At 36.5% G+C, this 20,400-nt stretch carries 15 protein-coding genes; 1 reads left to right on the plus strand and 14 read right to left on the minus strand.

Annotated features, from left to right (window positions below):
- Window positions 1-5: 5 nt before the first annotated feature.
- The 12 genes from GC096_RS08635 to GC096_RS08690 all read right to left on the minus strand — a co-directional run bounded on the left by GC096_RS08635 (window position 6) and on the right by GC096_RS08690 (window position 17,488).
- Complete coding sequence (locus GC096_RS08635; protein ID WP_171629819.1) at window positions 6-2,324, minus strand: ABC transporter permease; 2,319 nt, start codon at window positions 2,322-2,324, stop codon at window positions 6-8.
- Window positions 2,309-3,607 (minus strand): MFS transporter, encoded by a 1,299-nt coding sequence (locus tag GC096_RS08640; protein WP_171629857.1) that lies wholly within the window; start codon window positions 3,605-3,607, stop codon window positions 2,309-2,311. The genes GC096_RS08635 and GC096_RS08640 overlap by 16 nt, the downstream gene beginning before the upstream one ends.
- Window positions 3,600-4,247 carry a TetR/AcrR family transcriptional regulator gene (locus GC096_RS08645; protein ID WP_171629820.1) on the minus strand — a complete coding sequence of 216 codons (648 nt, stop codon included), beginning with the start codon at window positions 4,245-4,247 and terminating at the stop codon, window positions 3,600-3,602. Before GC096_RS08645 ends, GC096_RS08640 begins: the two co-directional genes overlap by 8 nt.
- Before the next feature lie 748 nt (window positions 4,248-4,995).
- Window positions 4,996-5,805, minus strand: a complete 810-nt coding sequence (locus GC096_RS08650) for a restriction endonuclease (protein ID WP_171629821.1) — start codon at window positions 5,803-5,805, stop codon at window positions 4,996-4,998.
- The gene (locus GC096_RS08655) at window positions 5,802-6,656 is read right to left on the minus strand and encodes a class I SAM-dependent methyltransferase (RefSeq protein ID WP_171629822.1); all 855 of its coding nucleotides are present in this window, start codon (window positions 6,654-6,656) and stop codon (window positions 5,802-5,804) included. Before GC096_RS08655 ends, GC096_RS08650 begins: the two co-directional genes overlap by 4 nt.
- Window positions 6,657-6,916: 260 nt before the next feature.
- Entirely contained in the window at window positions 6,917-8,368 is a 1,452-nt protein-coding gene (drt5, locus tag GC096_RS08660; protein WP_171629823.1) for an antiviral reverse transcriptase Drt5, read from the minus strand.
- Between the two features lie 55 nt (window positions 8,369-8,423).
- Complete coding sequence (locus tag GC096_RS08665; RefSeq protein ID WP_171629824.1) at window positions 8,424-11,570, minus strand: DEAD/DEAH box helicase; 3,147 nt, start codon at window positions 11,568-11,570, stop codon at window positions 8,424-8,426.
- Window positions 11,563-12,483: a hypothetical protein gene (locus GC096_RS08670; RefSeq protein ID WP_171629825.1), complete on the minus strand. Its 921-nt coding sequence runs from the start codon at window positions 12,481-12,483 to the stop codon at window positions 11,563-11,565. The genes GC096_RS08665 and GC096_RS08670 overlap by 8 nt, the downstream gene beginning before the upstream one ends.
- A gap of 324 nt (window positions 12,484-12,807) precedes the next feature.
- Window positions 12,808-13,659: a TniQ family protein gene (locus tag GC096_RS08675; RefSeq protein WP_171629826.1), complete on the minus strand. Its 852-nt coding sequence runs from the start codon at window positions 13,657-13,659 to the stop codon at window positions 12,808-12,810.
- 48 nt (window positions 13,660-13,707) lie between these two features.
- Window positions 13,708-14,694: a TniB family NTP-binding protein gene (locus GC096_RS08680; protein WP_171629827.1), complete on the minus strand. Its 987-nt coding sequence runs from the start codon at window positions 14,692-14,694 to the stop codon at window positions 13,708-13,710.
- Between the two features lie 11 nt (window positions 14,695-14,705).
- Entirely contained in the window at window positions 14,706-16,838 is a 2,133-nt protein-coding gene (locus GC096_RS08685; protein WP_171629828.1) for a TnsB C-terminal domain-containing protein, read from the minus strand.
- A gap of 11 nt (window positions 16,839-16,849) precedes the next feature.
- Window positions 16,850-17,488, minus strand: a complete 639-nt coding sequence (locus GC096_RS08690; protein WP_171629829.1) for a TnsA endonuclease N-terminal domain-containing protein — start codon at window positions 17,486-17,488, stop codon at window positions 16,850-16,852.
- Window positions 17,489-18,000: 512 nt separating this feature from the next.
- Between GC096_RS08690 and GC096_RS08695 the strand changes: the two genes are divergently transcribed.
- A complete protein-coding gene (locus GC096_RS08695; RefSeq protein ID WP_171629830.1) occupies window positions 18,001-18,165 on the plus strand; it encodes a hypothetical protein in 165 nt (54 codons plus the stop codon).
- A gap of 75 nt (window positions 18,166-18,240) precedes the next feature.
- Here the strand turns inward: GC096_RS08695 and GC096_RS08700 are convergent, their stop codons facing one another.
- Together GC096_RS08700 and GC096_RS08705 are read right to left on the minus strand one after the other, a co-directional pair.
- Window positions 18,241-19,083, minus strand: a complete 843-nt coding sequence (locus tag GC096_RS08700; RefSeq protein WP_171629831.1) for a tyrosine-type recombinase/integrase — start codon at window positions 19,081-19,083, stop codon at window positions 18,241-18,243.
- Window positions 19,084-19,188: 105 nt separating this feature from the next.
- Entirely contained in the window at window positions 19,189-19,758 is a 570-nt protein-coding gene (locus GC096_RS08705; protein ID WP_171629832.1) for a hypothetical protein, read from the minus strand.
- Window positions 19,759-20,400 lie beyond the last annotated feature (642 nt).

The following is a 20,400-nucleotide window of genomic DNA, read 5'->3' on the forward strand; positions in this document are numbered from 1 at the left end:
ATTATCTACTCCTTAATATTGCCGGATATTGTGATTTGTCCCGTTCCCGATGTGCCAATCTTGGTTGCGATAAGCACTGAACCGATCAGCATCAGCGGGCACAGCAGATACGCCGAAAGCGGATTGACTACAAAGTTGAACGACGATGCTCCAAACGAAGAAATAATTGCTCCCGATAATATCTCTCCGAGAGTGTTAGCCAGAAGCGTCCCGAGAACAATTCCAATAATGAGCAAGAATACCGAACGCGAAAAATACTGTGTGCTCAAATCTGAGATGGTAAAACCTAATGACTTCATAACGGCAATAGAATATCGGTCCTTTGCCACAAGCATTTGCATAAACAACATAGTGACCAGAATACTAATAACCAGCATCGTCACAATTGCGATCAGTGCGGCCTTACCGACAGAGCTAATGGTCGAGCCGAAGGTCTGCGTAACATATTCATTAATGCCTGTTACCTTTGCAAAACTAAATCTGTCTGCATATTCCTTAATTTTTCCGTCAACAAAAGCTTTATCTGAAAGCTCCGCATAAATAACGGACCACATCATATCATCCGAACGCTCTGTAAAAGCAGCCTTTGCAGTCTTCCCGCCATTGGTAATGTCGGAATAAATTCCGCATACCGTGAGATCTTTGGTCTTGCCGTCAATCACTAGCGTAATGATATCGCCAACCTTTTTGCCGAGTTCATCGGCGTTCATTACTGACAGTGCAATTTCGTTGTCTGCGGCTGGTCGTCTGCCTTTGAAATATTCCACGGGGAAAATCGAATGGTCGCCGAGCTCGATTTTGAGCCTCTCCCCCAATCCAACCTCCCTCTTTACTCTGAAGGTTTCAGTTGAAAGCAAGACATATCGCGATATGGAGGTGTCGCTCTTCATGACCCTTGCAACTTCCACTACCTTTGCTGCGATATTGTCGGTCTGTTGAATATCCAGGCGCATATCGCTATTACCTATCCCCATATAGATTACGAAGCTTTTGGAGGAAATCGTGTTGTATAGGTTCTGGGGAACAATCATAATAAATGCAGCGATCACAAGCACAGCAAGCATTGTCGCGTATAGACTATTCCTTGCAAGCACATCTTTGACCCCTAGAAAAATATTCGCGTTCAGCAGCCTGTTTGCGCTCAGCGTAAAATGCCTTGCTCCCACGGATTTGTCCTGTGAAATACCGAACCGTACAGCTTCTGCCGCAGAGATTTTCCGGAAGCGTCTCAGCACCCTGCTCACATAGCCAATGATGGCAAGGAACACTAGCACTACGCCGATTACTCCGAACAACAATGCTAAGGAAGAGTTCTCGCTTCCCCCCATATATAACCTTATATTTTCAAGCAACAGGCCTCTGAATACAAATGAAAGGGCAAATCCAACAATACAACCAAAGGCCGCGATTCCCGTGTACTTCGTAAGATAAATTTTCTTAATGTCAGATACACGCAATCCGATTGCTTTCATAACACCGATTTCGCGGTAATCACTCTCGATGGTGGCAAGGAGCGTAAAACGTATACACATAAATGCGATGGCAACGACAAGCACGCTTACTAGAAGGATGACTGCAATCATAAGTCCGTCAGACATGGCATTCAGCATTTTGAACAGAGGATAAGTGATCGTGGGGCCGTTGGCTTCAAGCCCAGCAGAGGCGTAATCTTCTTTGAATGCCCCGAGCATGGACAAGTCTTTGAGTCTGAACTCAATCAGATATTCTGTGCTTCCGAAGTTCTGTATTTCGGCGTAGTCATGTTCGCTTACAAGAAATCTTTTGGACGAGGCGAGCAGCGAATTCATCTGAGAATCACGAAGAAATCCGGATACGGTAAATGTATTCCCGCCGATTACAGCCGTATCCCCGGCCTTCGCGGTGCCGTCCTTCATATAGCCAATTGGAACATAAAGCTCCCCGTCGGATACCGTGATCATATTCCCATCAAAGTCAAGCAGGTAATCAAATTTCCCGCTCTGCGTGCTGAAGCCGTTGTCCTGAACATTGTCCGCAAGTGATTTGCCTTCAATGATAATCCGCGAGCCTTCAACATTGAGAAACTCAAGCACTTGAAACTCGTCTACCTTGTCGTTCTGCTCCGCAAAAGCTGTAAGCCGCGCATTATCCAGTTCCCCTGAATGCATCTGTAAAAAATGCGGGGTTTTTGCTTGCGTCATGAGTGTATCAATTGCACTCGTAAGATTGACGACAAGTATGGACGACAGAGAAACAAGCATAGCTGCAGCAGCGACGAAGATTGTGGTGGTCAGCGTAATTAGTTTACTTTTTAGCATATCATTGCGGATTATCCTGTAGTACATACGCCACCTCTGTCTTCAAGCCTTCTAATGGATTTCAGGTTATACAAAATGACCGAAGCAGCACTTAACAGTATTCCGGCGATAATAATCAGAAGTCCCGTTCCCCGGCCGCTGCCTGTACCGATGATCCTGCCCACACTGCCCGCAAGTTCTCCGCCTTCAATCAGCAAGGGAGTGAACACATAATCCGCAAGCACTCCCGACAGCATATATGCCGCAATGAATCCAAGCTGTGACAATAACCCGATAAGTGACCAGGCCCTGCCCTGAACGGAATTTTCAATGTTGGTGCGGACCAGAAAATCCAAGCTTGTGTTGGCAAATGGTAGCGTTGCAAAAAAGAGAAACCCTGAAATACCCAGAAGGATAATATTTTCCCGAAGTCCGAATACCGCCATAAATATGCCTTCACAAAAAAGAGAAAGCGAAAGGATTTTGACAAAATCCTTTTTGATCGGAACAGTTCCAATCAACACACTCGATGCAAGCATCCCCAGAGCGATAATGGTCTCAAGCGTTCCTAATACAGTGCTGTCCGAAAAAGCAAGGATCATTGGCATAGTAAGCGTTTCGATGAAACCAAGAAAAAAGGTCATTACGGAGGTCATAATCACAAGTACAAGCACACCTCTATTAATAGAAACGGCTCTCCACCCTTCCTTAAATTCACACATAAACGACCCGGTTTCTTCAGATTTCTTGGAAGCAAGACCCCTGCGTACCGCAAGCGTCGAAGCAACGGTTACAAAAAAGGTGCAAATGTCGATCATAAGCAGCAGCTTCACATCAGAGACAATGAGTAGAAATCCCGCAAGTACCGGAGAAATCAGATATTTGGCTGAACCTGCCACCTGAATAAAGCCGCTTGCCTTCGTATACCGCTCCTCGGTAAGCAGATCCGTAACCGTAGCTTTGTACGCTGGATCAAGCAGCGATGAAAATACCGAGCTTATGGTCACTCCTACGCAAATCTGCCACAGCTGCGCTTCTCCGTTCAGCAGACAAATCAGAATAAATACAAGTCCTAACGCAGAGAGACTATCACCCAGTACCATTAGCATTCTCCGGTCATAGCGGTCCGCAAGCACTCCTGTCACGGGACTTAACAGCAGCGATGGCATAAATGCAAGCAGAGTGACCAGTGTCATGGCCGATGCCTGCCCTGTCTGCTGATAAATATAAACACCAAGCCCAAATGATGTAAGCCCGCTTCCAATCGCCGAAACAAGCTGTCCCGACCACAGCATAAGAAATTTGCCGAAAGCTCCTCCCGGATTATTCATTGCCGTTACCAAACATCTGCATAACGCCCATCAGACTTCCGCTTTCGGCACCAAGCAGCCTTTCTACGTTAAAAATAAACGCCAGCATACGTGAAGTGCGCAATTCGTTCGTCATATCAACCTTATCATCATCAAAAATGGTATTGGCATATACGATAACCATCTCCATACATTCATACGGATACGGCGTGTTGAACTTTCCCTGCTCAATACCCTCGCGGATGATTGGTGTCAGGATCGGCGGAACGCCGCTTATAATGACCTTTTGAATTTTCTGATGCATCAGCGCGTTCTGGGGCCTGTGAATATGCTCCATAATTTCCTTGCCGCTTCCGCTCCCGTTTTCGCTGCTTATGTTCAGTGCCATGACCACGCGGAGAATGCGCTCGATAACGGGTACGCTCTTATCCAGGGCAACTTCCTGCGCTGCACCTAAAAGCTTGATGCTGTACCGTTCAATCAGAGCGTCCATAATATCCTCCTTCGACTTGAAGTGATGATATAATGTTCCCCGTGCGATTCCCACCTTGACCAGAATATCGTTCGTACTTGTACCGTCAAATCCCTTCTGTCCAAAAAACTCATCCGCCGCGTCAAGTATTTCGTTTCTGCGTTCTTCGGCTTCTTTTACAACTCTCATCGTGCATCTCCTTGTTATAAGTCAGGTTATATATGAATAGACCGACTGTCTGTCTGTTATAAGGTAAATGATAGCATATTGTTTGAAGGAGTGGAAGTAGGTATGACATAAATCATGGGAAAGGTTTGGAGTTCATAAAAGAGGGTGTCCTACACAAGCCATAAGTATGCTGGGGGCTTACCGTTCAACCCTGCGGAAAATGCGGTGGACGACAAGCAAAAGGAGTAAAGGGTGTACTACCGAGTCATTTGGAGTAAAAAGAAACCAAAGCCACAACTCCGGCTATTTGCTAGAGTTGCGGCTTTTTAACAAAACAAATAAATTCATAAAATGAGTAAATATACAATAAACCGAAAAACATAACGAGAATGATCACAACTCACGACAATAAAACTCATTTACTTGTGTTAGGTTCACCGAAACATCTATAAAGCGAAATAGAACAAAATTACTTAATGACGACGTATTCCAAGTTAACCAGCTTGGCGTAGGTTACGATTTGGTCTGTCGTCAGGTTCAAGGAAACGATGTATGGTGGCCGCCGCATCACATCATCACATCATCCTATGATATTCCATAATTAATTAGAAAACGGAGCCCGCGAACCCGCGGCGCTCCGTTTTTGTTGTTTCAGAATTCGTTAGAATTATAACTACCCAACGGCAAAAATGAGTGTTTGTTGCTGAATTAATTAGAAAAAAATTTTAGCAAAATTTCTCCGTATGCAAAATTATGCAGGCCTTCAAATTCAGCTAGATAATTTCTCTTTTATATCTTGCATAGTCCACATCTCAATTCTTGGGGTACATTTTTCAGAAAAGTTAAGTGCTGATCCTGTAAACCCTGAAGTAGAGATCAGTATTCCACCTCCAGCTCCATAAGCATGAATTGCTCCTAAGAGTTGCTGAACAGTGTTAATCGAACATTTAGTGCTTAGACTTGTTTTCTTCACCTCAACCAATAATTTCTTCTTGCTGTTATCATAAACCACAAAGTCATATCCGTAATCCCTTATGCTTTGTTTATTTATTACTTCAAAACCCTTTCTTTCAAAAGAATCCATTACTATTTTTTCAAAATGATCATAATCAAATTGCTCGAAATCAATATTATTATTTTCAAATAGATTTAACAATGTATCAATGTCAGCTTCTTTAAATTCGTTTTTATCATAACGAATAATATCAGAATAAATATAATTAAGAACTTTAAATGCAACATCTGAATTATAAGGTCCCCCCTCAAAGTATATTAGTCCTTTTAAATTTGAGGGAATCTCAACATCATATGGGCAAATAATAATTACCTGTTTCCCATTACCAATAGCATATCCAATTTCAAAAAATACATTGTTACTAAAATTATTGATAATTGCTAATACAACATTACTTTTTTTAATATTTCTTTGAATGGTTTCAACATCGTAATTAGATTCATATGGGTCATTAAGAATGTTCATATCTATTTGTCGATGTAGATTAATCTCATTTTGTTTTCTAAGGTTTGAAATCAAGTCATATGCATCATGTTTGTCAGAGTAGGAAATAAAAATGTTCATGTGTGTACCGTCTCCTTCACTCTAGTAAGTGCCCAAAAATCATAAAGAGCTCTAGTTCGTACTTCTTCATCTTCCTTGGTCTGAGGGGCTCTGTCCGTAAAGGACTCCAATACATTTTTTATCTCTAAATATTTCATGTCAATAAGCTCTACAATCTTCACATTCACATTGTATAAAATGTCCTCTTTTTTTGCCGAAATTAAAGTATTGTCAACACCAAAATATTCTCTTTGTAAATGAACATCCCAGCCGTGACAACTTTTGTGATTCCATCTACCTGGACTTGGTGTATATGCTGTTACGTTAATGGAACGTAAAAGTGTATTTATTATCTGTAAAATTTCATGCGCTTTCCATGTTACAGCACCTAATTCTTGCTCGGCAATAGGTAAAGTCTCCATGTCATATACAAATAAATGGCCTTTTTCCTCAAGCCTTATTATTGATTCGTAAAGTATATTTGACAATGTTCTAGGATCAATTTCATGAACTGTATTTGTTAATGTAATAAATTCAAACTTCTCATCCTCAGTTATTATTCGGTCAAAATTATGTATATCTCCTACTTCAAATCTATTTTTTAATTTAAGATCAGCAGCAATTGATCTAGTAGTTCTAGTATTATCATTTTCAATGTCATATCCATTATAAAGAAGCTTTGACATTGATGTTGCATTCAAACGTTCATTTAAGTTTGCTAATATCTGACCCTTACCACAACCAATATCTAACCATTTGTATTGGGACAAACAAGGGTTATCTAAAATGCCTTTTAAAACTGTAAGTATAGCATGATGTTGACTTAGTAGTCTGTCTTTATCGTAATATGCTGTTGCATCAATACTGCTCATCTTGTAGACCCCCCTATAGTAATTACACATTCTTAATTTCTATATAACCAAAAAGTCCAACTATACTTGATTTTTTGATAAAGATAGATATCACAAAGTTAGTAAATACTTTATTAATAAGCAATTACTCTTTCTAGACACTACACGCCCGCAATAAATAATAAGTTATTTCACGAATTTTTGACAACGACTTTAAATGACTAGAGAAATACGATCTGGGTAATGTCAAAAAAGCATGTTGTTTGTAATTAGCATATTCTTTAAATTTTCAAACAGATAGAACTATAAAGTCTCATCGCCGGACTTGATTTACCAGTATATTTATAGATATGATTTCTTTTACTTTTCTCCAGATTCCTTAAGCCATGCAGAGCACATGCCGCTTTAATTCCACCCGGTTCGTTCCTAAGTACATTTTCTTTTATTTCAAAAAAGCCGTATTCCAATTCTGGGAATTCCAAAATAGCTGACTTAACTGATGTAGTAGAGTTTTTATGCTGAAAAATCTTCAAAAGTATATCTGCAGACAAATCATCAAAAGAATAGTGATCCATAACAATTCTAGATATCCAAAAAAGTTCAAATTCTTGAAGAGTCGATGAACCAATTTTATTATTAATTTCTTGCCAAATCTCACCATTATCATCAATATCAGATATGAACCTATATAAATTTTTTATTAGATTGGGATATTTTGATATTACTAATTGTACTAGTTGAAGTGTTTCCTTTTTATCATCTTTCAATAAAGACAGCGCTAGTTCAACATCTTCCTCAGATACGTTTTTTTGATATATTATTTTCTTTAGGTAGTCCGTTTCTTTTGAACTCAACACTATTTCCTCATTATGATTTTCATCATCGTAATTTCTGATCATAGCTCTCTTAGTCAGAAGTGATTTTTTCAAAGTGTCTAACTTCCTCTCATCAAAATCACTCTGTTTCCAGCCAAACTTGGTTTTCTCTGAATTTAAAAATAATCCTCTTTCACCCAATAATCCTTGGACGTATATTACATCTTGCTCTAGACTAACAAGACTGTCAGAAAATAGAAAAACATCATCTAAATATCGAATAATTGCTGAAGAGTTAAGTCCTCGAGCCCTTTCCAAAAAACTAAGGAAAAAGTTTCCGAACAGCTTTGCCGGGTAGATACCTTGTGGAAAGCAGTTAATTGACCTCCCACCTGTAATTTCCCTAAGAAATTTACCAAAGTATCCACCTTCTTGACGTCCTAAATAGTCAGTAGCGAAACTCGCTAGATCATGGTGATAGAAATTATTAAAACAATTCATAATGTCAATCTTTGCAAAGTACTTGTACTTTCGCTTCAATAAGTATTTATTCATACGAAATTCGTGATATTCTTTATAGGAATTTGAAGGTTGATCACCATTAAAATAATATCCGTAGTTAAGGCGCTCTATTGAACTTCTGTCCTTTTGAAATTTCAATTTGTTTCTAAGCACAAAATCATAAAAGAAGTACGTTGATATTGGATCAAGTAAGTGCGTCTTTCGAAGATGAAACTTATCTTTAAGTGCATATACAATAGGTGAAGAAGCAAAAGCTGATGTTTGTTCTGCAAAAATATCTTTATAAACGTATTCTCTTAGTTCAGCTTCACCTTTTTCCAAGAAAAACCTATTACTGTTTAATGGAAATAAACCTTTGATGTTATCTTCTGCTATGAAATCAATTAGTTCCATCATATCCTCCGCAATTCGTTATTATAAGATATGTAATTTAATATTACTTGCAAAAAATTTAAATTAAAGTAAGAATAGCTTTCTTCACGTCCTCATTAAGTTTAACTTCACTAATATCACCTACTAATTTCCAAGTAGATAGTATGTGTGCCGGCGAGCTAAACATTTCACCAAATTCTAACGCTAACATCCGAGGTAAGTTTTTTCTACGAAAAAACAACGAATTGTCATTACTTACTCCCATGTTTAAATATTGTGGTAGCTTTAATAAATGTTGAGGAATTGTTATCTCCCTGCCTGAATCACTTATTATTTTTTCAACTATGGAAATGTAACAATTTGCAATATGAACAATATTCCTCTTACCATCCTGAAGAATATGAATAACTTTTGAAATAGAATTTTGACTATCTCTATTCTGGATTCTAGGTTGCCTTCCAATTCCATGTTGATAAAGAATTGATGCAATTTCAAAAATACTCTTACCATTAACCCAAGCCCGAATAAAATCATTTATAATTTGAGGAGTAGTAAATAATTTATGGACATTATCTACTAAATAACTATTTTCAAGTTTATTAATATTATTCAAAAACCATGTAATCCAATCTCCTTCAGTAGCTGCCTCAAAATCTAGTAAAATGAGGGTATTTTCAACATTAATGCTTTTTATTAATGATTGAGCACTATGTATTGAAATAGCATTCTTTTGTGCAATTTGAAGTACTCTTTGCATATTGATATCATCTTGTGCAGATTGTAGCCATTTATTAGTTTTCAATATTGCCTGATCAACCATATTATCATTTAACATATAACTAGCCAGCGTTTTTTTTATCGTTACAGAATCGATGGATAAATCGCGTGCAGCTGCATGAATTAGAAACATATAGTTATCTGGATCACTATCTTCAAGACTGATTGCCGCATTTACGATCAGATTGGATAAACCAGACCCTACGGGTACTACAGCATCAATTCGTTCTAGGTAAGATGTGTATTCACTTTCTAAACTATAACCCCTTTGATCATAGGTTGAAGGATATTGAGGAACAATTGTTCCAATAGATTGAAAACCCAATCCTGGCCGTCCTGCCCTGCCCAACATGTTAATAACTTCTTCCTTAGACATTGGCCTAGGAATATCATCAACTGTAAACTGTTTAGTGGTATTTACTACCACCGCAGAGGCTGGCAGATTAAGACCCTGTGCTAATGTACCGGTAGAACAGATAACTCCAACCTTTGAGGTTTTAAAAAATTCCTCTACTGCTTCTTGTTCTTCTTCTATTAGTGCTTGTGTATGAATACCGATCCCATTAGATAGTCCGTTTAACAACTCAGATTGGTAACCTAATTCCAACTCAGCAAATGTAAGATATGCTTTCACCTTATCATTCAATTCCTGATTAAATGATCTAATTTGTTTGTGTTTATCAATTTCTCCTATTAAGTGTCTTGTAGTTTGAGAAAACACCAAAACTGGCATACTACAACTTGCTAGCCAGTTACCTAACTGACGGGATATGTCATTACCGTACCCTGTAACATTCCAATTATTATTATTTTTTTTAAACCTAATGTTCAATTTTTCTGGTATTCTAATAGGAAAAGCTGAATTTCCTCCACCTTGATTCCAAACATCTTGTACACAAAAGAACAAATCTGCAGTTATTTGTACGTTATATGAACTTCTCCCGCTTTCTTTTGCCAAACGAATGGCTGCCGTATATTCATTCTTTGGGTGAGAAATAAATCCTCTAATGGTCCTCGAAGGACGCCATCTAGTAAATGTTGTGTTAACAGGCATTTGATTTAAATTGTTAAGCCATTTGGGAAGGATCTCTGAATTATCAATCAGAGCAGATAATAAAAGATACACGCAATTAGTTGCATGGTTAGATATTCTAGATAACAACGAATCTAGTAATGCTCCCCTATGACCCTCTTTTATGTTATGAAATTCATCAACTACACATAGACTCAATTCAGCAAATATTTCAGGTCTATTCGATAATAAGGAAGAACACTTCTCAGGAGTCATGACAAAAATTCGCTTGTTATCATCTTGAAAATCAAATTCTATATTATCAAAATCGTCTACAATGATTGATTGTCCTTGAAACATATTTTGTACATCGCTAATTTTGTTCATTTTGGTATTTATTTGCCTGCATAATGCTAACGTTGGAGCAAGATAGATAATTAAAGAACCCCGCTGAAGTGAAGTAATAATTTTATGTTCAGCTATTAAGCTCTTTCCAGTGCCAGTTGGTATTGCAATTATATCGTTTTGATGGTTAAGTAATCCCTTATCAAGCGCTTCTTTGTGTGGTGGCCAAATTAAGTAATCCCCTTCGTTTATGTACCTTTGCATGTGAACGCCCCAAATGTCAGCTGAACAATCTAAAGGCGCTTTAATTATAGAAATTGCTCTAGAACCATAAGCTTTGTTAGTTAACAAAAGTAGCAAACATATTTGTGCTATCGTATATTCTTGGCAATCTATAGAAATATCATAAAGTCGGGTTATCTTTATTGATACTTGTTCATTCCATTTTTCATGATGATCAAGAAGTTCCGATTTAATTAGTAATATACATTCATTCAGTTCCCAAAAAAGTATTTCGCTTGTAGTAGATTCTAGTTCTGTATAATCATTTGGTACAAGTGTGATTTTAGGGACTTCAAGAGAGACTATGCTGTTTAACTCAAGTGAAATTATATGTTGAAGATTACGAATTAGTTGTAACTGATTAGCAGACTCATTACTTGGAATCGTCAATTCATTTAAGTCTACTATTATTTGTGCCGCATTCGGATCGTAACCAGCAATATAATACAATAATCCTGCTGTAATTCTGTTAAGAATCTCAGCATCATATATTGAATATGCATTAGATATCTGCAATTTAGGAGCTAACGTCTCATATGCTTGTGCACAAACCAATGCAGCACCTTCAATTAAACTCATATCCAACTCATCATCATAAATAAGCCTCAATAATAGGGATTTGGATAATCTCTCCAATACATTACTACTATCTATATTAAAGGCAATACTACTTTCGTATGATTTAAAGATATTAACTCTTGCATTTTCAATTGTAATTCTCAGCAACAATTCTCTTATATCTTCGCCTGAAATCTCATCAAGTAGTGTAGATGCCCGCTTATATTGTTCTTTTGCATATTGATCAAGCACTTAGGTCTACCCCTTTGTTATCAATATGATCTAGGATTATTTGTGACACCTTGTTGTAGAATTTCGTTAATCTTTCTGTCCCAAATGCTTCACCTTGTTTTCTTTCAGCTTCTGTTACATTCTCAAGGTAATTAGTGTAATCTTTGAATTGCGAACCACCATGAGGTCTGACGGATTGATGTTCCAAAGTAATTCTATAAATGTATCTATCTTTCCAAATTGTCTCCTTAGATATCTTTTCGCAAAGCTCATTTCCATTTAGATCTAACAAATCCGCTGACTCTGCTAATAAACTCATTTCTTGACGAATATCAGCAGTTGTACTCCCTTTGCAATGCCTGTTAAAAGCATCAAATGCTTCTTTCGTTCCTTCAGAAGGCGTTTCTCTATTTTTGGCTTCACCAATAATTAAGTAATAGTCTAGTTCTGGTGTACAAGCGAGAGCAGCAACATCAAGCCCAGGTATCTTTGCACTGAGATGTACTTTATTCATAGCTTTCAATGTTAGATTCATATTTGGAGTGTACTCGATGTTGTAAACCATAGTGTATGCTAACACTTCTAAGATAAATGGATTTCTTTCTTTTTGAAAATGCTCTATCCGTTTTTCTGCATCACTATATTTACTCCCTAAAAAGTACGAACTGATCATTTTGTCTACATCTACGTCAAGTTCATCTCCTGGAACTAGCTTATTAAGTGCAGCCACAGTCTTTTTCCATATCCCTCTTTTAATATGATAGCAAATAGATGCAAGATAGTTTGCCTGCTCATCAGAATTTACATCAAAACCATTTGGGATAAATTCAATATGTAGATTCGCCCCTGATTCGTCTTTAAAATAGCTATGGCTTGCTTTAAACAGTTGATATAGTTTTTTTATTTGATCTCCAAGAGGTGTAGTTAAGTCCATATATCCCCCTTATATTTGAATGTATAAATTATGCAATAATAAAACTCTCTAATTTCCTATATTTCCAGTGTTTAACACTTAAAATTCGACAATCTATAGGTATTTCCTCCTATTTCAATTTAATTTAAAAGAATAAGAGATATGTTAAATTATTATTTTCAGCCGCGGCAACTAAGAGATTATTAATGTGCTTCAGGGTGAACAAAGAGGCTACCGATTAGTTTATCGTTAGCCCCACATTTACTTTTTTTTTCTTATTTTTTCTACAACCCGGTAGTTGAAAATTTTATCTAGTTACTATCTCTGTGTGTAGTAAACTTAAAGTTAGTATTGGATCTGTTTAATGAAATCATCAAAAAAACGGTTAACTTTACTAGTTCCTATTCTGTAACCAGTTAGAACTTCAAGATCACTTGGACAGAATAACTTTAAAATATTATTGGGCCAGTCATCTGTCAACTTGAATGAATCCAATACATTCCAGTGAAAATAATTTTCATCACCAATAAACCAGAATTGATTATCTTTTCCTTCATCATAGGTTAAATCAGTAAAACCAATTCCCCCTTTTGAATGATAGTTTAAAAACCATCTAAGTCTCTTAAGAACTAAATAAAAATCAGTTAAAACTAATCCATTCCAAACGTCACCTTCGTTGCGAATATTATCAAACATAAGCATTGAGGAATCTCTATTCATTACGTTGATACATTTGCTTTTACACAATGAAAGTTCTATTTTACATTTGCTACACTGATTAATCGTAACATCCTTAAACGTTGTAAGCTGTAAGCAGCTTGCACAGTAATTTATCAATAATAAATTATGCTTTTTGCAGACAATGATAGGAGCAATCACCCAATGAATCCGATGATATGATTTTTCAAGCAGGCAAGCTGGACAAAATTTGCTATAATTCTGTTTTGGGGACAAATTATATCGAAGTAAACCACAATGGTAGATATAGTAGATTGAATTCCTACTATAGAAAAATTCATTTTCTTCATTCAAAAGAAGTAAAGCACTTTTCAAATCACCTACTCCTTTTTTTAAATGTAGTGAAATATGGTCGGTTATAATTTCAAAAGTAACATAGTTACTACATGCGGCTCTAAACATGTAACCCTCAACCGACTCATCCTCATAAATAAACAATTGATTTTTTAAATTTGACACTCGATATCACTTATCTCCCAAACCTATATTAATTCTCAATGTATTCCATTAGGGCTTTTTTAAATTTTCCTTTTCCATTGCAACATTTAGATTAAACACTTTCTCATCAAAAGGATTAATCACTTTCGGTCTTGTTACAAAAGATAATAAGTCAAATCCTTCAAATAGGTGCTTCTCTTCTAACATGTCACTTCCATCTTTCAATGCTTTTGAAGAAGCATGCCTAAGTAAGTGATAGATTGTCCTAGGCGTACCCAAACTTGCATAGTAAATTTTTCCAGCAAGATATGGATCAAAAATTTTCGAACTGCTTCGATCTGCAAATGGCAACTTTGCCTCGATGCCTTTAAGGTATCCACGAAATTCTTTTTGTTCATCAGGATTAGAATACGGAAATACGTTAAACTCTTGTTTATTAGGGAATCTTTCATCTAACTGTTCATTAGCTGCAAAAATTCTCTTCGCTTTTTCCTTAATTCCACCAAAAACAATTGGTATCTTAACATCATTATCAAATTGTTTTATCCAGTCTGCAGCCTTATATATCACTTTTTGAGTATCTGATGCGACAATATGCTGGGCCTCATCGATGAATACCACTCCAACTTCAGAGTCTTCCATTTGATGTTTAAGCATTCCTGTTAGTACTTTTTCAGATCCTTTGTTATAAAATGGCTCACCTAAACTCTCCAACATTTTTGACGCTACGTTTAAAGGTGATGAATTGGCAGCTAATTCCACTCTAAGTACAGGAACAGATTCGTACCTAATTGTATGCCCATTCCTTATTCGTGTTTTCTTCTGCCTCGGGTAAGCTAATTCATACGTTTTAAATAATGTTGATTTCCCTGCTCCTGTATCTCCCAAGATGACTAACCTATCATTTAAGTGATGGCAGTCACGAATCATGTCGTATAGATCCGTAAATCTCTTATGGTGGACAACAATATTTTCAATATCAAATAACCGTTCTTTGAGGTCCTTCTCATCTATCTTTACTCCATTAAGGCGCTTATATTCTTTATTTCCGTCCACTTTTTCCCCTCCTATGCTAACCTTGAAGTCTCATATGTTGGCAGATCATCATCGATATCTTGGTGCCTTTGAACTGCAGTATCTACTTTTCCCTTTGGCTTGGTATTTACTTCGGCAGTACTTATCATAGTAGACTCGGTTCCTTTTTTGGCTTCTTCTACCGCTTCTTTATCCTGATTTGCATCTTTTCCTTTTTTCGCTCTAAGTTCTTCTTCCGTTAGTTGACCTACATAGTGAAAAGACTCCGGTTCTTCTGGTGCCCCTAGCATTTCATAATCAAAAGCTCCTAGTGCAAGTCCCTCTAAGATACTCACTTCCTCTTGAAGTGTTTGCGGATAACCTCTACGTTTATCTTTATCTTGCTGCTGTTCAATTGAGTGTATATTTGCCATTGCTTGAATTATATGAGTATCATCAAATTCACGTCGTTTGCGCCCTTCTGTTAAACAAATTGCTTTTATCTGCTGATAAGGTATTGGAAGCGAAGGCTCCAAATCATAATGCTTCTCATACTCATTAATTCTATTCGGATCAATTTCAGCTTCAATATAGCTGTAATCATATGGATTTTGTACATATACCTTTTTGACATCAGCAAAATCAAACCTAACCAATACTTCTAAAGCTTCATTACCTTCTTGTTTCATTTTGTTCTTAAGCTGCATCAACTCTTCACTCCAAAACCATGTTTCTGAGAGAGTAACTCCTTCAGATTGAATTTTTCTCTTTTTGCTTCCACCACAAAGAGCTAATTTAATTTCCTTTTTTGTAAAAGGCAATTCCTTAATTAAGCTAGGATCTCCTGCAAATGCTCTTTCCCAAATTTGGTGTGGCGTACCACCTATCCGGCTGTGACTCAAGTTGTGAGAGATAATATCAACAAAAATAATGTGGGCTATATAGTAAAAAGCTTGCAATGTTATACATGCTTTCCCTTTGGAGTCATACATTTTTCTTTTATACATATTAGAAAAAGTTGTCCCCTTTAGAGTATGAACTATATCATTAAACGTTTTTTGGCCTCGCTCGACTGTTCCTTTTTTGTGACCAGCTGCAACTTCTGGAAACAAAAGATCCATACCAAAATTCTCACATATTTCTTCAATGTTATATGAATTGTTCGATGAAGCATTATCAATAACAAGTTCTTTAGGAATTCCGTACGCAGTCCATTCATTGATTACGTCCGGGTATAACTTCTTAAGATAAACCTTCGGTAAAAAGCAGTGAAGCAAACATTGTCTGATTGCAAACGAATCCGGTGCATCGAATGTTATATAGAAACCTAATGGATTTCCTGAAAACACATCAATTGCGTAAACTAACCAAGCTTTTTTTCTCTCCAGTGTTTTAGGATCAACCATAAATAAATCAATCGGAGTCCAATCCAATTCAACACGTTCAAGTGGACGGGTTGGTTTTTCAACCATTGGCTTGGAACCATCCCTTTCAAGCTTAGCTGCTACAGCACCTTCTCTTGCTGCTTGCTGCCGATAATAGTCCCGCTTTTCTTTAACAATACGCCAAATTGTTTGAACTGATCTAATGATTGCTTTATCATCCTCATCTCTCGTCTCATTAATTTTATTAATACCACCTTTATACATCCGATGAATGTCCCTGTATCTAATCTCTTCGCCTGTATATAGTTTTTCCCCCATTATTCTTTCTAGGGATTCAATGACCTCCCCTAATGTCCTTCTCTTGTTAGGGCCAGGCTTTCTTTTTAACAGGTATCTTGCATCACCATATTGCTCCCATAATTTCTTCCAATTATAGAAACTTGCTTTACTTACAACAATATTTTTCTCATCTTTTAGTGTTTTTAAATAATCATCCAATTTAATCTTATGAAAATAACCTTTGATCACAGGGTGAAGAACCTCAAGCTTCATATTTATCTCAGTTTCCTCATCTTCTGTAAATTCAAGATCCATTTTTATTTTATTGGCACGTTCTCCAGTATCTTTAAATGTTAAACGTTCCTCATAAAATGCAACTTCCAATTCAAAAATAGAGTAAGTTTTTCGTTGCTTATATTGTATTAAATCAACAATAATATCTTGTTTTTCTTTCCGAATAATGACATACTCCATGCCATCCATAAGAAAAAGCGTTCCTGATGAAAACTTGTTTCTAGCCATATTTTCATCTCCTATACAACCCATACATAAGATTTTTGTGATAGCCGCTCTTTAACTACTTCAGCTTTAACTTCGTGAGCATAGATAAGTTTATGTAAATTTAGCATCATCATTGAAGATTCAACAATTTCGCATTGCTTTAGTAATTCGGCAACTGATTGAGGACCATAATAAGTTAGAACCGTCTTAATAAATTCGGTTACTGCTGGCGTAGTTTTATGCGCTTTTACTTCAAGTAACAACTTCAGATTACTTTGAAGATAACCTATGCGAATTTGTTCCTCGGTTATAACATGAAAAGTCCATTTTTTTTCTAGACATAGAAGTCGTGCTGCTTCAAATTTAGCCTTATTCAAATTTGTATTCACATATTTAGTCAATTTAACCTCAATTAAAAAGTGTTGCCCGTCCGTTGTTACAATCAGGAAATCTGGAAAATACCTTCTTCTCCTGCCTTTATAATGAAATCTTATGCCAACTGGCTGAAAGAAAATTTTGGATACTTTACTATCGAAATTTGCTATTCGAACATAATCCCTTTCGAGTAAGCTCTCGGTATGAATAATTCTAAGACTTTTAGATCGGCTAATTTTACTCCGATAGTTTCTTCCTCGAGTTGGTCTAATTCGACGAGCCACAAGTTGAACCATAAAAAACTCCCCCTGTTCCTGAATTACTTAGAATTAGTTTTTCCATGATTTGATTAATATAGACCTAAAACAAAGAAAACGCGGAACCAAATTGGCCCGTGTTTTCTTTGTTTTAAATTAAATTTTTCCTTATTATTCTTTCTTATGGTGCATTTACTTTGCTTTACTCTCATTTGTAATCCAAGAAATCTCGAATACAAACTCCAAATCTCAAATAGGGACATTTAATTATTTGAAGTTGTGGACATGAAGCAGCGTAAATGTTTTACTGCCGTGATGGGCCACCTTGATGAATTTAAAATTTTTATATAAGTTTGTGTAACTTAACCCATAAGTTTGCCGTTTTGGAATGCTTATGCTTCCAATTTTCTAAGTACCCTTGGTAATGATTGGGAAATTAAACGCAAATTAATTTACATTTTTCACTAAATATATTCTAATCTTATTAGATAATCGAGTGAATTTTTATAATCTATTTAATTTGATGGATATATTCTGAAGGCTCTTTAGTAATGAATAAAACGTTGTCTACCGATATAGAACTTTTCGCCGCAGCATTATCACAAGTATGTGTTATCGTAAGTAAAGATGAAATGATCGACAACACTGGGATTATTCGTGAATATTGCAAGGATTTCGTGAGAGTCGGCGACTCATGGTTCGCTCGAAATACGTAATTCAATGTAATAACTAAATAAGATAAACAAAGTTAAACGCATAAATTGCTTTGTAATTGCGACACATTGAATATGCTAAAAATAACGACGATATAACTCTCTTCTTCGCTCACCGCGCAGTTGAGCGTAAATTTGAGTTGTAGACGCTTTCTCATGTCCGAGCATACCTTGAATGAAATCGAGCGGTGCTCCGTTATCTAATAATTGGCATGCATAAGTATGGCGGAATCGATGTGGATATACATTTGCAGTAATATCACTCCTTTTAGCAAGCTTCTTCAAAGACCAACGTATTGTTGGAATCGTCAATCGACGGATAGGGTTCGTTTCGGTGACAAACAATGCTTTACAAGTATCATTTCTGCTCTCCAGATACCTCTTAAGCCAAACCTTGCACTCCGTAGTAAAATAAACCTCTCTTTGCTTGGATCCTTTACCATTCACAATAGCAGAACAGTTCTCCCAGTTAATGTCTTCTAAGTTTATTTTCTGTACTTCTCCAACGCGGCATCCTGTGCAATATAGAAACTCTAACAATGCGTGCTCTCGATGTGAGCGACAGGAGATCTTAAGATGAATTACGTCCTCCTCAATCAGAAATTTCGGAATTCGTTTGTCCATCTTTGGTTCTCTCAACTTAATAGAAGGATTCCGCGGAAGATGTCCTTCTTCAAATGCAAAACGAAAAAGGGAACGTACAAATCGAATTCGATGCCCTAAACTACTGGGTTTTAATTTCTCAGATACCCTCGCCAAATAGTCTTTAAGTATGATTAGAGATATTTCCTCTAGCTCAAGATCACCAAGTTCAAGAACTAACATCTTTAATTGTAGAGAGTATGCTTTCAATGTGTGTGAACTAAATCCTAGAATACGTTTATCAGCCTCATATAGCATCCATAGATCTTTTAAATTCATAATAAAAACCCTCCCAAGTTTTGTTGATTCTAGTTTCGCTAGAAATTGGAGGGTTTAATCTTATATTCCAATATTTAACTATCGTTCCTTCGTTAGTTGAATAAGCTATTGTAATTTCTTTATTTTCAAAATTTCCAATTCATAACTTAAATCAGATTGAAACCGTTCATCCCATTCATCTGGATTATTTATCATGATTGGAAATTTGCTTTTGCTTGATAAGTAATGCTTCAATTGCATAAAACTACTAATTGGAAATTCATTCCCATACCATTGTTTCCTATAACCTACAATCCCGTGTTCACTTAAGATTGCCTCTAATGTCAAAACTATCTCATGTATAAAATCATTAAAAATGCATTCCTTATCAATACGCGTCTCAAATGGTAATGTTTCTATTCCATCCTTAAATACATCTATTTTTATTCTAAGTTTACCATTTTCTTTTATTTCTAAATTCCAGCGATGTATGGCAGGTTCTGAATCCCAACTAAAAATTACCATATTTTTAACCTCATCAGGTTCTACACATTCTGGGATTAATGATTCAACAGCCCTTACCAAATCTACAAGTGGTTCAGATAAATAACTCGGTCTAATATAGACTCTAACGTCATCTATTTCAAGTTCAACGTTAGCCCAACCAATGCTATTCAGTTTATATGTGAACTTCATTCAGAATGCTCCGTTTCTTAGAGTTATTGTAGTTATGGTTTATTGAAGTATTTAAGCAAACGTTCTTCCGTTAGGTTACTAGCTACCAGTTATTAAAGAACTTTCTATATCTCAGTTCATGCAACTGTATTTCTTTTGAACAATTTTTACAGTAGTAAAGAAGCTTCAAATGATATTTGTTCCCATAGTAATAAGTACCGCTCATGTTGTACCAACCGCTTTCGAGCAAGGTCTTATCATTCTTTTTAACCAACTTATTCATGCAGTCAGGACAGATCTTCTTAAAGAACAGTAATCGAAGAAGTTCTTTTGGTCTCAACTCAAATTCATATGATGACATCCCAAAATCCCCCAATGTGAGCTCGTCTTCTCACTCCATATTACCACATATTGTAACTATACTGCCTGTTAGTTTAGTAAGTTACAGGCGTATTGCTTATCGGCAATCGGACAATGTTCTTGATCCGATAACTAAAAAAGCCCGCGGTTTATGCGGACCTCATTCGGACAATGTTCTTGACAACCGACACGACAACACCAATTCATATTCTGGTTCAACTAACCTTCCCAATACTTCAAGGTTTCGTAACTGGCTTTCCCCCACGCTCTACTGCCCAATAGCTTAACAGCTTCACGGTTCAT

Origin of the sequence: Paenibacillus plantarum (assembly GCF_013141695.1) — a bacterium.
Taxonomy (GTDB): Bacteria; Bacillota; Bacilli; order Paenibacillales; family NBRC-103111; genus Paenibacillus_E; species Paenibacillus_E plantarum.